The organism is Pseudomonas sp. FSO-7, from assembly GCF_059579345.1.
This window is the reverse complement of the sequence record NZ_CM184193.1, coordinates 4,961,820-4,977,741: the sequence shown is the minus strand read 5'-3', so window position 1 is coordinate 4,977,741 and position 15,922 is coordinate 4,961,820. Positions and strand designations below refer to the sequence as shown.

The following is a 15,922-nucleotide window of genomic DNA, read 5'->3' as shown; positions in this document are numbered from 1 at the left end:
CGCGCAACCGAATCATCAACAGGGCAAGGAAGAAAAAATGGCAGTGATTAATGGGACATCGGGTGCGGATACTCTGGTTGGGACGTCGAGTGCGGACCAGTTGTATGGGTTGGAAGGGAATGACTCGCTGAGCGCTGGGGACGGTAATGATTGGTTGGAGGGCGGCGCGGGCGCAGACACCCTCAATGGTGGGACAGGGACTGATACGGCGTCCTATGCGAATTCGACCGCTGGGGTGACAGTCAGTCTGGTCACGGGGACTGGCCTGGGAGGGGATGCTCAGGGCGATACTTTGACGGCCATAGAAACCGTGGTGGGCTCATCCTTCAACGACACGCTGACCGCCCAGACCAGTGGACATTCGCTTCAAGGCGGGGCCGGTAATGATGTGTACATCGTTGGCGGAACGGGCGTGACAGTCTCCGAGTTGGCCGATGGAGGCAATGATGAAGTCCGCACGACGCTGGGTGACCTGACGTTGGCAACCAACGTAGAGCGCCTGACCTATATCGGGACGAGCAATTTCGTCGGTCGCGGCAACGCCTCGGACAACATCATTACCGGTGGCGCCAGTAACGATGTGTTGATCGGTGGTAATGGTGCGGACCAGTTGATTGGTGGTGCTGGCGTTGACATCGTCAGTTACGAGGATGCGAGCAGCGTCACCCTGAACCTGAAAACCGGCGTACACACCGGCTTCGCCGCAGGCGATACCTTTAACGGTATCGAAACGTTTCGAGGTTCGACCTCCAACGACACGTTTTACACCAGTGCCGCTGCTGACAACCTGGACGGCTATACGGGTTTCGACATTCTCTCTTACGCGCAGTCGGAACAAGGCATCAATGTCACGATGACGTCTGCTACTGCGGGTGCCGGTTCGGGGGGCGATGCGCAAGGCGACACCTTCAGTGGCTTCGAGAGAGTTGTTGGTTCGAACTATGGCGATGTATTCAACAGCGCACTGGGCAGTACCGATTTCTGGGGCGGTGGCGGTAATGATGTTTACATTATCAATGGCACTGCCAGTCAGTTCGTGCGGGAGTTTGCCGGTGGCGGTGACGATGAAGTACGCACCAACCAGGTCAACGTGACACTGGGCACGGAGGTCGAGCGTCTGACCTTCACTGGCACGGGCAATTTTATCGGTCGCGGCAACGCCTCGGACAACATCATCACTGGCGGCGCGGGTAACGATATTTTGATTGGCGGCAATGGTGCGGACCAATTGATTGGTGGTGATGGCGTTGACATCGCCAGCTACGAGGACGCGGGCAGCGTGACGCTGAACCTGAAAACCGGCGTACACACCGGGTTTGCACAGGGGGATACCTTTAGCGGTATAGAAACGTTTCGAGGCTCGACAGTCGACGACACTTTTTACGCCAGTGCCTCCGCTGACAACCTGGATGGCTCTATGGGTTACGACATGCTCTCTTATTCGCAGTCGGAACAGGGTGTCAACATCACCATGACGTCTGCGACTGCGGGGACCGGGTTGGGTGGCGATGTCCAAGGCGACACTTTCAGTGGCTTCGAGAGAATTACCGGTACGAACTATGACGATGTATTCAACACCACTTTTGGCGTTACTGAATTCCATGGTGGTGGCGGTAACGACGTTTACATCTTCAACGGCGCTACGGCTACTGTGCGGGAGTTTGCCGGTGGCGGTGATGATGAGGTGCGTAGCAATCAGGCTAGCGTGACCCTGAGCACGGAGGTCGAGCGCCTGACGTTCACCGGCACGGGTAATTTCCGTGGTACTGGCAACGCCTCGGACAACATCATTACCAGTGGCGCGGGGAACGATACCCTGATCGGTGGCAATGGGGCGGACCAGTTGATAGGCGGTGCTGGCGTGGACACCGTCAGTTACGAAGACTCGGGTGGCGTGACCCTGAACCTGAAAACCGGCGTACACACCGGGTTTGCGAAGGGAGATATCTTTAGCGGTATCGAAATGTTTCGAGGCTCGACAATCGACGACACGTTTTACGCCAGTGCCGCTGCGGACAGCCTGGATGGCTCTACGGGTACCGACATGCTCTCTTACACGCAGTCGGAGCAGGGCATCAACATCACCATGACGTCGGCTACAGCGGGGACTGGTTTGGGGGGCGATGCCCAGGGCGATACCTTCACTGGCTTCGAGAGAGTTACCGGTTCGAACTACGACGATGTATTCAGCAGTGCACTGAGCGGCAGTACTGAATTCCATGGCGGTGGCGGTAATGACGTTTACATCATCAACGGCACTGCCAGTCACCTTGTGCGCGAGGTTACCGGTGGCGGTGACGATGAGGTGCGTACCAATCAGGCCAGCGTGGCACTTGCGACGGAAGTGGAGCGCCTGACCTATACCGGCACAGGCAACTTCATCGGTCGTGGCAACGCCTCGGACAACATCATCACCGCTGGCGCCGGTAACGATACTTTGATCGGTGGCAATGGTGCGGACCAATTGATTGGCGGTGCTGGTGTAGACACCGCCAGCTACGAGGACTCGGGTGGCGTCACTCTGAACCTGAAAACCGGTGTACACACCGGGTTTGCAAAGGGCGATACACTCGACGGTATCGAAGCGTTTCGAGGGTCGGCAATCGACGACACGTTTTACGCCAGTGCCGCAGCCGACAGCCTGGATGGCTACACAGGCACCGACATGCTTTCTTACTCGCAGTCGGAACAGGGCATCAATATCACGATGACGTCCGCTACAGCGGGGACCGGTTTGGGGGGCGATGCGCAAGGCGACACCTTCAGTGGCTTCGAGAGAATTACCGGTTCGAACTATGACGATGTATTCAGCACCACTTTTGTCACTACTGAATTTTATGGCGGGGGCGGTAATGACGTTTACATCATCAACGCTCCCAGTCAGCTCGTGCGGGAGTTTGCCGGTGGCGGTGACGATGAGGTGCGCACCAATTACGCCAACGTGATCCTGGCGACGGAGGTCGAGCGCCTGACCTATACCGGTACGGGTAATTTCCGCGGTAATGGTAACGCTTCTGACAACATCATCACCGCTGGCGCCGGTAACGATACTTTGATCGGTGGCAATGGTGCGGACCAATTGATTGGCGGTGCTGGTGTAGACACCGCCAGCTACGAGGACTCGGGCGGCGTCACCCTGAACCTGAAAACCGGTGTACACACCGGGTTTGCAAAGGGCGATACATTCGACGGTATCGAAGCGTTTCGAGGGTCGGCAATCGACGACACGTTTTACGCCAGTGCCGCAGCTGACAGCCTGGATGGCAACACGGGCACCGACATGCTCTCTTACTCGCAGTCGGAGCAGGGCATCAGCATTACGATGACGTCGGCTACGGCGGGGACCGGGCTGGGCGGCGATGCCCAAGGCGATACCTTCAGTAGCTTCGAGAGGATTACCGGTTCGAACTACGACGACGTATTCACCACGGCCGTGGGCACTAACGAGTTCTATGGCGGTGCGGGTAACGACGTGTACATCATCAACGGCACCGCCAGCCAGTTCGTGCGCGAGTTTGCCGGTGGTGGTGACGATGAGGTGCGCACCAATCAGGTTAACGTGACACTGACCTCCGAGGTGGAACGCCTGACCTTCACCGGCACGGGCAATTTCGTCGGTCGTGGCAACGCCTCGGACAACGTCATCATCGCCGGCGCGGGTAACGATACCCTGTTCGGTGGCGCTGGCGCGGACCAATTCATCGGCGGCGAGGGAACCGATACAGTCAGCTACGCTGACAGCACTGCGGGTTTGACCATCAACACCCAAACCGGCATCCACACCGGCATCGCCGCAGGGGATACCTACAGCAGCATTGAAGCCATTACGGGTTCCAACTTCAGTGATGTCTTTGTGGGGGATGCAGGCGCCAACATCTTCAACGGCGGTACTGGCCTGGACTTGTTGAGCTTTGCCAATGAGAGCTCAGGCATCACGCTGGATCTGAGTGCGCCTTTGGTGACGGGTGTCGCGGCAGGTGATAGCTACACCTCCATTGAGATTTTTCAGGGAACTGCCCAGGCCGATACGTTCACTGGTAGTACTGCGGCTGCGGAAAACTTTATCGGTGGTGCAGGCGCCGACACGCTCAATGGCTTGGGCCGTGGTGACGGTGCCTGGTACCTGACCAGCAGCGAAGCTGTGCAGATCGACCTACTGGCGGGAACCGCGTCGGGTGGTGATGCACAAGGCGATGTGCTGGCCAATATCGATAATCTGATCGGCTCGCAATTCAACGATACGCTGACGGGCAATGCCTACTCGAACAAGCTGGAAGGTGGGGCGGGTAACGACTTGCTCTATGGCGGCGATGGCGATGACTTTATCTATGGCGGCACCGTCACGGATATCAGCACCCTTGGATTGACGCCTTCCACTGGAACCCAGGCCGATACGCTTTATGGCGGCAATGGTAATGACACCATGTCCAGCAGCGGCAACGACGCTGGCAGCGTGCTTTACGGCGAGGCCGGCAGTGATACGTTGACGGTCTCCTCCGGTATTGCCTATGGCGGCGATGGCAACGACATTCTGACGGGAACCGGCGGCTACACCTATGAACTTCATGGTGGCGCGGGTTTTGATACGTTCAATATGAATGCGTCTGGCGACGCCTATGGCGGGGAAGGCGGGGATGCCTACATAGTCAACTCCAGAACCATGGTCGCCATTGAAGACACCGGGACGACAGGTGTCGACACTGTCAGGTTGAAGAATATCCAGAGTCTCAACGATGTGCAGGTTATCAAGACCGATGCAGATGCCTACATCTTCAACGCGGCCGATTACCAGAGCGGTAACCTGGACTCCGGTGTTTTCCTGAAGGACTGGTACGCAGGAAGCAACACCATCGAGACGTTCTTCACCAACAACGGTGACTCTTTCACCCTTCCGGTCTAAGCGTCATCTGGCCACTGCAGCATCTGTCGATTTTTCGACGGATGTTGCGGTGAGCTATAAACGGCGAAGCGCCTGATCCAGGCTTCGCCGTTTTTTTGTACCTGGCTTTTCCCCACACAAAAGAAAACCCCCGATAAACCAGCGGTCTATCGGGGGCTTCTTCAGCAGGCGCTTTTACACGCCCACCCGCTCAGCTTATTGGCAAGCTTCGCAATCCGGCTCGTCGATCGCGCAGGCCTTTGGCACTGGCGCCGGTCCTGCTGGGACAGCCAGGACCGAATCGTCACCGTGGTTGCCGCCGCTGGAAACAGCGTTCAGCTTGCCGGTGTTGATGGTCGACTTCTCGGTGCTGGTGGCGGCCAGGGCACGGAGGTAGTAGGTGGTTTTCAGACCACGGTACCAGGCCATGCGGTAGGTCACGTCCAGCTTCTTGCCCGAAGCGCCGGCGATGTACAGGTTCAGCGACTGAGCCTGGTCGATCCACTTCTGGCGACGGCTGGCGGCGTCGACGATCCACTTGGTGTCCACTTCGAACGCCGTGGCGTAGAGCGCTTTGAGCTCTTGCGGGATGCGTTCGATCTGCTGCACCGAACCGTCGTAGTACTTCAGGTCGTTGATCATGACCGAGTCCCACAGGCCGCGGGCCTTGAGGTCGCGAACCAGGTACGGGTTGATCACGGTGAATTCGCCCGACAGGTTCGATTTCACATACAGGTTCTGGTAGGTCGGTTCGATCGACTGCGACACGCCCGTGATGTTGGCGATGGTGGCGGTCGGTGCGATGGCCATGATGTTGGAGTTACGGATGCCTTTCTGCACACGGGCGCGAACCGGTGCCCAGTCCAGGGATTCGTTCAGGTCAACATCGATGTACTTCTGGCCGCGCTGGGCGATCAGGATCTGTTGCGAGTCCAGCGGCAGGATGCCCTGGGACCACAGCGAACCCTGGAACGTCTCGTAGGCGCCACGCTCGTCGGCCAGGTCGCAGGAAGCCTGGATCGCGTAGTAGCTGACCGCTTCCATGGACTTGTCGGCGAACTCGACCGCGGCATCGGAACCGTACGGGATGTGCTGCAGGTACAGCGCGTCCTGGAAGCCCATGATGCCCAGGCCGACCGGACGGTGCTTGAAGTTGGAGTTCTTCGCTTGCGGCACCGAGTAGTAGTTGATGTCGATCACGTTGTCGAGCATGCGCACGGCGGTGTTCACGGTGCGTTGCAGCTTGGCGGTGTCCAGCTTGCCGTCGACGATGTGGTTCGGCAGGTTGATCGAGCCCAGGTTGCAGACGGCGATCTCGTCCTTGTTGGTGTTCAGGGTGATCTCGGTGCACAGGTTCGAGCTGTGGACCACGCCCACATGCTGCTGCGGGCTGCGCAGGTTGCACGGGTCCTTGAAGGTCAGCCATGGGTGGCCGGTCTCGAACAGCATCGACAGCATCTTGCGCCACAGGTCTTTGGCCTGGACGACTTTGAACAGCTTGATCTTGTTGTACTCGGTCAGGGCTTCGTAGTACTCGTAGCGCTCTTCGAAAGCCTTGCCGGTCAGGTCGTGCAGGTCCGGTACTTCGGATGGCGAGAACAGGGTCCACTTGCCGTCATCGAAGACACGCTTCATGAACAGGTCAGGGATCCAGTTGGCGGTGTTCATGTCGTGGGTACGACGACGGTCATCACCGGTGTTCTTGCGCAGCTCGATGAACTCTTCGATGTCCATGTGCCAGGTTTCCAGGTAGGCACAGACCGCGCCCTTGCGCTTGCCGCCCTGGTTGACCGCGACCGCGGTGTCGTTGACCACTTTGAGGAACGGCACGACGCCCTGGGATTTGCCGTTGGTGCCCTTGATGTACGAGCCCAATGCGCGCACCGGGGTCCAGTCGTTGCCCAGGCCACCGGCGAATTTCGACAGCATGGCGTTGTCGTGGATCGCGCCGTAGATGCCCGACAGGTCGTCCGGCACGGTGGTCAGGTAGCAGCTCGACAGTTGCGGACGCAGGGTGCCGGCGTTGAACAGGGTCGGGGTCGAGGCCATGTAGTCGAAGGACGACAACAGGTTGTAGAACTCGATCGCGCGGTCTTCACGCTGCTTCTCTTCGATTGCCAGGCCCATGGCCACGCGCATGAAGAAGATTTGCGGCAGTTCGAAACGGATACCGTCCTTGTGGATGAAGTAACGGTCGTACAGGGTTTGCAGGCCCAGGTAGGTGAACTGCTGGTCACGCTCGTGGTTGATCGCCTTGCCGAGTTTTTCCAGGTCGAATTCGGCCAGGACAGGGTTCAGCAATTCGAACTCGATACCCTTGGCGACATAAGCGGGCAACGCCTTGGCGTACAGGTCGACCATTTCGTGGTGGGTCGCGCTCTCGGCGACTTCCAGGAAGCTCAGGCCTTCGGCACGCAGGGTGTCCATCAGCAGGCGGGCGGTCACGAAGGAGTAGTTCGGCTCGCGTTCCACCAGGGTCCGGGCGGTCATCACCAGCGCGGTGTTGACGTCCTTGAGGGCGACGCCGTCGTAGAGGTTCTTCAGGGTTTCGCGCTGGATCAGGTCGCCATCGACTTCTTCCAGGCCTTCGCAGGCCTCGGTGACGATGGTGTTCAGGCGGCCCATGTCCAGCGGCGCCAGGCTGCCGTCGGCGCGTGCGATGCGGATCGAAGGGTGGGCCTGGACCGGTGCGTCGGCCGGGGAGCGGGTGGCACGTTCCTTGGCGCGGGAGTCACGGTAGATCACGTAGTCGCGGGCCACTTTCTGTTCGCCGGCACGCATCAGGGCCAGTTCGACCTGGTCCTGGATCTCTTCGATGTGGATGGTGCCGCCCGACGGCATGCGACGCTTGAAGGTCGCGGTGACCTGTTCGGTCAGGCGGGCCACGGTGTCGTGGATTCGCGACGAAGCGGCAGCGGTGCCGCCTTCAACTGCGAGAAACGCTTTGGTGATGGCGACGGTGATCTTGTCATCGGTGTAAGGAACGACAGTGCCGTTACGCTTGATCACACGCAGTTGGCCCGGCGCGGTGGCGGACAGATCCGGGCTCGAATCGGCGGCCAGCGGCGCGGTGCCCTGCGGGTTCTCGCGAGTTGTGTCGGTGTGCATGGGTGTCTCCACGTTCTCTATGTTTGTTTGGGCACCATCACGGTGCCCACCGTTCCGTCCTGAAGCACTACAACCGACTGGCGCCGGGCATAACAACTTCGGGACAGTAGGAAGCAGGCGTTTAAGGCCGCTTCCATCCGAAGTTCTCAGGTTGCGAGCGAGGCTCGAAACCGGGTGACCGGGGTGGCAGCAATTGACTGCAACACCCGTACCGTTTCGGTCGTTTTCGACCTTGAAACAGTTGCCATCCGCAGGGGCGGTCTGGGCTTGGGGAAATGCGGTGTTTCAGTTGGACAGAAGCAAGAAAAGCGCTTGAATTCTCTGTCCGACTTGTGTTGGGTTTTTGGCCTGAAACCCTACATGTAGGGTTTTTTACGCGGCGGGCTACAAGATAATGCGTTTTCGGGGGGTATGCAACGTACTACCTGTGGATAAGCCTGTGCGTAATTTGTGTGCGAAACGTGGAACTGCTCTGTAGGCCGCGACCTAGCTGGAGTGGACCTTTTTTCACCGGTTTCGACGATCCGAAAACAGCCTGAAGGTTTTTGCGGGCGCGGACATTACCACATAAAACCCACCCGACCGAAACGCATTTGTCCGCTTGTTTTCTGTGCAGGCGACGTTTATACAATCGGCCCATGCATGGGTGTGTTTATCCTCCTTTAACATGACAAAAAGACGGAGGGAGCTGTATCCGAATAGTTGAAGCGGGCACTGTGTGGCGAGGGAGCTTGCTCCCGCTCGAGTGCGCCGCGCTCGCCAGTTTCTGGGGCCGCTTCGCAGCCCAGCGGGAGCAAGCTCCCTCGCCACAGGTGAGTGCTGATCCTTCCTTTTATATTCGCAGCAAGACGAGGCCCCAGTGGAACAAGAAGCCTGGCAGGTATTGATCGTCGAGGATGACCAGCGGCTGGCCGAGCTGACCCGGGAATACCTCGAAAGCAACGGGTTGCGTGTCGCCATCGAAGGTGACGGTGCGGTGGCGGCGGCGCGGATCATTGCCGAGCAGCCGGACCTGGTGGTCCTCGACCTAATGCTGCCCGGCGAAGACGGCCTGAGCATCTGCCGCAAGGTGCGCGAGCACTATGACGGGCCGATCCTGATGCTCACCGCCCGCACCGACGACACCGATCAGATCCAGGGCCTGGACCTGGGCGCCGATGATTACGTCTGCAAGCCGGTTCGCCCGCGCTTGCTATTGGCGCGCATCCAGGCCCTGCTGCGCCGCAGCGAACCGGAGCCGAGCGCGGCGCAAAAGCCGCGGCGCCTGCAATTCGGCCCGCTGGTGGTCGACGACGCCCTGCGCGAAGCCTGGTTGCAGGGCAACGGTATCGAGCTGACCAGCGCCGAATTCGACCTGCTGTGGCTGCTGGTCTCCAATGCCGGGCGCATCCTGTCCCGGGAAGAAATCTTCACCGCCCTGCGCGGCATCGGCTATGACGGCCAGGACCGCTCCATCGACGTGCGCATCTCGCGCATCCGCCCCAAGATCGGCGACGACCCGGACCATCCACGGCTGATCAAGACCATCCGCAGCAAAGGCTACCTGTTCGTTCCCGAAGCTTGCGTAGACCCGGCGCCGTGAATTCGATCTTCCTGCGTATTTATGGCGGCATGTGCGCGGCGCTGGTGCTGGTGGCGGTCCTCGGCGTGCTGGCCTTGCACCTGCTCAACCAGGCCCGCGGCGAGCAATACCGCGAGCGCCTGGCCCACGGCACGTTTTCGTTGATGGCCGACAACCTGCGGCCGATGAACGACACCGAGCGCCGCCGGGCGCTGCTGGTGTGGGAGCGCCTACTGGGGATTCCCCTGGCCTTGCAGACTTTTCCCCAGACCGACCTCGACCTCGGCCAGCGTACCCGCGTACTGCGCGGCCAGGCGTTGGTGGAGCAGACCGGGCCGCACGCGGCAAAAGTCTATCGGCTGGTCAATGATGCCGAGCAACTGATGTTGGTCGGGGAAGTCCAGCAGATCAGCGAGCAACTGGCCCGGGCGACCATTTACCTGTTGGCCGACGAACTGGTGCGTTACCCCGTGGCCGAGCAACCCAAGCGGCTGGCGCAACTGGAACAGGAAAAAGGCTTTGGTTTCGACCTGCGACTCATGACCGCCGAGCAGGCCGACATGGACGAAGACCAGCGCCGTCGCGTCTCCGAGGGCGATACGGTGATGGCGCTGGGCAAGGGTGGCGACTCCATCCGGGTCTTCGCCGGCATGGTCGGTACGCCGTGGGTGCTGGAGATCGGCCCGTTGTACCAGATGAACCCTTATCCGCCGCAATGGCTGGTGCTGATCGCGGCGCTGGGGTTGAGCCTGATCGGGTTGATCGTTTATCTGTTGGTGCGTCAGCTGGAGCGGCGCCTGCGTGGCCTGGAGTCGGCCGCCACCCAGATCGCCCAGGGCAGCCTGGAAACCCGGGTGCCGGCCCGCGGTGCCGACTCGGTCGGGCGGCTGGCCGCGGCGTTCAACGGCATGGCCGAGCACCTGCAGCAACTGTTGGCGATCCAGCGCGAGCTGGTGCGGGCGGTGTCCCACGAATTGCGCACCCCGGTGGCGCGCCTGCGGTTTGGCCTGGAAATGCTCGGCAGCGCCACCACGCCCCAGGCCCGGGACAAATACCTGGCGGGCATGGACCACGACATCGAAGACCTGGATCGGCTGGTGGACGAAATGCTCACCTACGCACGGCTGGAACAGGGTTCACCGGCCTTGAATTTCCAGCGGGTGGATCTGGATGCGCTGGTCAATCAAGTGATCGATGAGCTGGGGCCGTTGCGGGCCGGGATCACGGTCGAGCGCGGTCTATGCCTGTCGGCCGCCGATTGCGATGGCGCCTGGGTCGAGGCCGAGCCACGTTTTCTGCATCGCGCCTTGCAGAATCTGGTGGGCAATGCCATGCGCCACGCCCATTCCAGGGTCACGGTCAGTTACCAGGTGGGCCAGTTGCGCTGTCGGGTGGACGTGGAAGATGACGGGCCCGGCGTGCCGGAAGCGGCCTGGGAGCGGATTTTCAAACCTTTCCTGCGCCTGGACGACAGCCGTGCCCGGGCTTCGGGCGGCCATGGGCTGGGGCTGTCGATCGTGCGGCGGATCATCCACTGGCATGATGGTCGGGCGCTGATCGGCAAGAGCAAAAGTTTGGGTGGGGCGTGTTTCAGCTTGAGTTGGCCGAGGCATCAGGACAGGTCTTGAGAGAAGCGGTGCCTGTGCCGGCCTCATCGCGAGCAAGCTCGCTCCCACATGGGCATGCGTACACCTGTGGGAGCGAGCTTGCTCGCGATGAGGCCCTCCCAGACAGCAAAAATCTCAGGCCCTGATCCCTACCAAACTCAACAACTGCCCATCCTTCACCCCAAACTGCGCCTGCAGCTCACTGCCATGGCGCCATTCGGCCGACAGGTCCGTCAGCAAGCGCAGCCGCACCTGCCCGTCGTGTGTCCAGTCCAGCACCTCGGCATGCTCGAAATAAAACCGTTGCCTGACGATGGGATACAGCGCCTTGAACAAGCTTTCCTTCACTGAAAAGGTCAGGGTCACCAGCAAGGCCTGGTCATCGCGGGCGAGCCGGGCCATGCGCTGCAACTCTGGCGAGGTGAGGATTTCACCGGCCAGACGCTCGGCGCGCTCGGGGTCGAGCAGGTTTTCCACGTCCATGCCCAAGCCTTGCCAGTGGTCTTTTTTCGCCACGATGGCCGCTGCCCGGCCCGTGCTGTGGGTGATCGAGCCGCTGATATGAGCCGGCCACACCGGGGCGCGGTCTTCGCCGATGGCCGGCACGCAGGCCAGGCCGTCGAGCCGCTGCAACGCCGCCCGGGCGCAGATCCGCCCGGCCAGGAACTCTGCCTGACGCTTGGCCACCGAACGCTGGATGCTCGCCGGCGGTTCGATGGCGCTGTTGGGGAAGTCGGTGCCCACCAGCAACAACGGGTCGAAGCGGGTGCTCAGCAGCACCGTATCGGGCAGGGCGTCGGGCAATAGCCAGTGTTCATCCAGAGGCGAACAACAGGCGGGCAGGGTGGGGAGTGTCTTCATGCCGGGCATTTTGCCGGGTTGGTGGGAGGCTGGGTAGTGGGACAAGTCTTGTGAAGAGAAGCGCGGTTGGCTTTTGTGGCGAGGGAGCTTGCTCCCGCTCGGTTGCGTAGCGACCGCAAAATCCTGGGGCCGCTTCGCAGCCCAGCGGGAGCAAGCTCCTTCGCCACAAAAGCGTCATCTGTTTCAGTTGAAGAGCGCGTCGTTTGCTTCAACTGAAAGAGCCGATCTCAGTCAAAAATTTTCTTGAAGAACTTCTGCATATCCGTCCACGACTTCTCATCGGCTTCCTTGTTGTAGCCGATGTCCGGTCCGCCATGTTCGCCGTGGCTCAAACGGTCGGCGTCGGGGTTGCTGAAGCCGTGCTTGGCACCTTCGAGGCTGACGAATTTATAGTCGGCGCCGGCCTTGTCCATCTCGCTCTTGAACGCGGTGACGTTGTCCTGGGTGACCATGCTGTCCAGGGCGCCATGCTCGACCAGCACCTTGGCCTTGACGCTGCCTGGCGTGGCCGGGGTGTTGGTCACCAGCGCGCCGTGGAAGCTCACCACGCCGGCCAGCGGCACACCCTGGCGCGCCGCATCGAGCACCACCTTGCCGCCGAAGCAGTAGCCGATGGCGGCGAGTTTGTCCGGATCGGTCTGGGGCTGTTTCTTCAGCAGGTCCAGACCGGCCTGGAAGCGGGCGCTGGCCGCCTTGCCGTCCTTGAGCGCTGCCTGCATGAAGGCCATGGCGTCCTTGGGGTGCTCGGTGTTCTTGCCGTCGCCGTACATGTCGATGGCCAGGGCGCTGTAGCCCAGGCCCGCGAGGTCACGGGCGCGGCGCTTGGCGTAATCGTTCAGCCCCCACCATTCGTGAACCACCACCACACCCGGCCGCGGGCCTTTGACGGCGTCGTCATAAGCGTAGTAACCGATCAGCTGGGTGCCATCGGCACTGGTGTAGGGGATCTCCTGGGTCTGGATGGCGGCGTGGCTCACACCGCTCATGGCCAGAAGTACAACAGCTAGCAGCCTGCGCATGACGGATCTCCTTATAAAAGTGGTCCGCACAGATTAGCCGATTCATTCAGCGCAGGTTCAGAGAACGTTCAAGGGGTGTTCAGGGGGCGCAGGTTAAGGTGACGGCGACTTCACGAAACATCCACGCTGCAAAGGAACTCGACCATGACTGCTATGAAAAAACTGCTGTTGGCTTTCACCGTGCTGGGCGCCACCGCCATGGCCCATGCCGATGACAATTTCGCCAGCCTGACCCTGGGCCAGACCAGCGACAAGGTGAAAAAATCCGACGCCTTGAACAACGCCCTGAACAACCCGAACGCCGACGGCATCATCGGCAAGGACACCACCTATGGCCTGCGCCTGGGCAAGCAGAACGACCAGGGCCGTTACTACGCCACCTACGACAACGTCTCGGGCACCCACAACGGCATCAAGCTGCGCCAGGAGAACCTGCTGGGCAGCTACGATGTGTTCTATCCGGTCACCAGCAGCACCAAACTGTTCGGTGGCGGCACGGTGGGCCTGACCAAGCTGACCCAGGATTCGCCCGGCTTCAGTCGTGACAGCGACATTGGCTACGCAGTGGGCTTGCAGGGCGGCGTGCTGCAACAAATTTCGCAAAACACCTCGGTTGAACTGGGTTACCGTTACCTGCGCAGCAACGCCAGCACCGAGATGAGCCCGCACGGTGGCGACAAGGTCGGCTCGCTGGACCTGACCAGCAGCGCCCAGACCTACCTGTCCGCCAACTACACGTTCTAAGCGGGCGAGGGTGAGGAGAAGCAGCCGGATCGGTCGAAGACGATCCGGCGCCTTTGGTTGAGGTGCGCCGCGCGCGATTGTTTGATTTGCCTGGGGAGAGGCTCCATGAAATTACTGGTCGTCGAAGACGAAGCGCTGTTGCGTCATCACCTGCAAACCCGTCTCACCGACAGCGGCCATGTGGTGCAGGCGGTGGCCAATGCCGAGGAGGCCTTGTACCAGGTCCGGGAATTCAACCACGACCTGGCGGTGATCGACCTGGGCCTGCCGGGTATCAGCGGGCTGGAGCTGATCCGCCGGCTGCGCTCACAGGACAAGACGTTTCCGATCCTGATCCTGACCGCCCGCGGCAACTGGCAGGACAAGGTCGAAGGCCTGGCCGCCGGTGCCGACGACTACGTGGTCAAGCCGTTTCAGTTCGAAGAGCTGGAGGCCCGGTTGAACGCCCTGTTGCGTCGCTCCAGCGGCTTCACCCAATCGACCATCGTCGCCGGGCCGCTGCTGCTGGACCTCAACCGCAAGCAGGCGTCTCTCGACGAGGAGCCGCTGGCGTTGACCGCCTACGAATACCGCATCCTCGAATACCTCATGCGCCATCACCAGCAAGTGGTGGCCAAGGACCGCTTGATGGAGCAGCTCTACCCTGATGACGACGAGCGTGATCCCAATGTCATCGAAGTGCTGGTCGGGCGCCTGCGCCGTAAACTGGAAGCGCCGGCCGGCTTCAAACCGATCGACACCGTGCGCGGCCTGGGTTACCTGTTCAACGAGCGCTGCCAGTGATTCGTTCGCTTCGACTGCGGCTGATGCTGGCCGCGATGACCCTGGCGGTGCTGTTCATGCTGGCCTTGTTGCCGGCCATGCAAGGTGCGTTCAGCCTGGCGTTGCAGGAATCCATCGAGCAACGCCTGGCCTCGGACGTGACCACGCTGATTTCCGCCGCCCGGGTGGAAAACAATCGCTTGAAGATGCCGGCGCAGTTGCCCGATGAGCGCTTCAACCTCGCCGATGCCCGCCTGCTGGGCTACATCTATGATCGTGAGGGGCGGTTGGTCTGGCGGTCGAAGGCCACCCAGGAAGAAAACATCAATTACACGCCGCGCTATGACGGCCAGGGCAACCAGTTCGCCCGTATTCGCGAGAACAACGGCCAGGAATTTTTTGTCTACGACGTCGAGGTCAAGTTGCTCGGCGGCCAGAGCGCGGCGTTCAGCATCGTTACCTTGCAACCGGTGCGAGATTACGAAGTGACCTTGCAGGGGCTGCGGGACAATCTCTACCTGGGTTTTGGCGCGGCCCTGGCGGTGTTGCTGGCGCTGTTGTGGATCGGCCTGACCTGGGGCCTGCGGGCGTTGCGGCGCCTGAGCCAGGAGCTGGACGAAATCGAAAGCGGGGCCCGTGAAAGCCTCAGTACCGAGCATCCCCGGGAACTGTTGCGCCTGACCGGTTCCCTCAACCGCTTGCTCTACAGCGAGCGGGAGCAGCGCAGCCGTTATCGCGACTCCCTCGATGACCTGGCCCACAGCCTGAAAACCCCACTGGCGGTGTTGCAGGGTGTCAGCGAAGACATGGCCCGGCGCCCCGAGGACCGTGGCCAGGCCTGGGTGCTGCAAACCCAGATCGAGCGCATGAGCCAGCAGATCGGCTACCAGTTGCAGCGCGCCAGCCTGCGCAAGAGCGGGCTGGTACGTCATCAGGTGCGTTTGCGCCCGGTGCTGCAAAGCCTGTGCGACACCTTGGACAAGGTCTATCGCGACAAACGGGTCAATGTCAGTTTCGATCTGCCGGAGCACTGCCAGGTGCCGATTGAACAGGGCGCCTTGCTGGAGATGCTCGGCAACCTGCTGGAGAACGCCTATCGGTTGTGCCTGGGCGAGGTGCGCGTCAGCGTGCACCAGACCCTCGGCGGCACGGAGTTGAATGTCGAGGACGACGGACCGGGCGTGCCGCCGGATCAACGGGCGCGGATTCTCGAACGGGGCGAACGGCTGGACCGTCAGCATCCGGGGCAGGGCATTGGCCTGGCGGTGGTCAAGGACATCATCGAAAGCTACGGCGCCCAGTTGACCCTGGGGGATTCAGAGCTGGGCGGGGCGGCGTTCCGGATTCATTTTCCGGTGGTTTGACTGGGATATTTTCGGTG

9 protein-coding genes are annotated in these 15,922 nt (G+C 61.0%); 6 read left to right on the top strand and 3 right to left on the bottom strand.

Annotated elements, in window-relative coordinates; genetic code table 11:
- Nucleotides 1-37 precede the first annotated feature (37 nt).
- Nucleotides 38-4,900, top strand: a complete 4,863-nt coding sequence (locus tag AC515T_RS21715; RefSeq protein WP_496529969.1) for a beta strand repeat-containing protein — start codon at nt 38-40, stop codon at nt 4,898-4,900.
- Nucleotides 4,901-5,095: 195 nt separating this feature from the next.
- On the opposite strand, the gene AC515T_RS21710 is transcribed toward AC515T_RS21715, so the two are convergent.
- Entirely contained in the window at nt 5,096-7,987 is a 2,892-nt protein-coding gene (locus AC515T_RS21710) for a ribonucleoside-diphosphate reductase subunit alpha (protein WP_496529968.1), read from the bottom strand.
- Between the two features lie 859 nt (nt 7,988-8,846).
- Between AC515T_RS21710 and AC515T_RS21705 the strand changes: the two genes are divergently transcribed.
- Both AC515T_RS21705 and AC515T_RS21700 read left to right on the top strand, forming a co-directional pair.
- Complete coding sequence (locus AC515T_RS21705) at nt 8,847-9,569, top strand: response regulator (protein WP_496529967.1); 723 nt, start codon at nt 8,847-8,849, stop codon at nt 9,567-9,569.
- A complete protein-coding gene (locus tag AC515T_RS21700) occupies nt 9,566-11,176 on the top strand; it encodes an ATP-binding protein (RefSeq protein WP_496529966.1) in 1,611 nt (536 codons plus the stop codon). The genes AC515T_RS21705 and AC515T_RS21700 overlap by 4 nt, the downstream gene beginning before the upstream one ends.
- Before the next feature lie 114 nt (nt 11,177-11,290).
- Here the strand turns inward: AC515T_RS21700 and AC515T_RS21695 are convergent, their stop codons facing one another.
- Nucleotides 11,291-12,016: a 4'-phosphopantetheinyl transferase family protein gene (locus tag AC515T_RS21695; RefSeq protein WP_496529965.1), complete on the bottom strand. Its 726-nt coding sequence runs from the start codon at nt 12,014-12,016 to the stop codon at nt 11,291-11,293.
- A gap of 227 nt (nt 12,017-12,243) precedes the next feature.
- Nucleotides 12,244-13,035 (bottom strand): dienelactone hydrolase family protein, encoded by a 792-nt coding sequence (locus AC515T_RS21690; protein ID WP_496529964.1) that lies wholly within the window; start codon nt 13,033-13,035, stop codon nt 12,244-12,246.
- A 144-nt stretch (nt 13,036-13,179) separates the two neighbouring features.
- On the opposite strand from AC515T_RS21690, the gene AC515T_RS21685 reads away from it, so the two are divergent.
- The 3 genes from AC515T_RS21685 to AC515T_RS21675 all read left to right on the top strand — a co-directional run bounded on the left by AC515T_RS21685 (nt 13,180) and on the right by AC515T_RS21675 (nt 15,905).
- Nucleotides 13,180-13,779, top strand: coding sequence for a hypothetical protein (locus tag AC515T_RS21685; protein WP_496529963.1), 600 nt, complete (start codon nt 13,180-13,182; stop codon nt 13,777-13,779).
- A 105-nt stretch (nt 13,780-13,884) separates the two neighbouring features.
- Nucleotides 13,885-14,562, top strand: coding sequence for a response regulator (locus tag AC515T_RS21680; RefSeq protein WP_014339772.1), 678 nt, complete (start codon nt 13,885-13,887; stop codon nt 14,560-14,562).
- On the top strand, nt 14,559-15,905 hold the full coding sequence (locus tag AC515T_RS21675; RefSeq protein ID WP_496529962.1) for an ATP-binding protein: 1,347 nt from the start codon (nt 14,559-14,561) through the stop codon (nt 15,903-15,905). The genes AC515T_RS21680 and AC515T_RS21675 overlap by 4 nt, the downstream gene beginning before the upstream one ends.
- Nucleotides 15,906-15,922 lie beyond the last annotated feature (17 nt).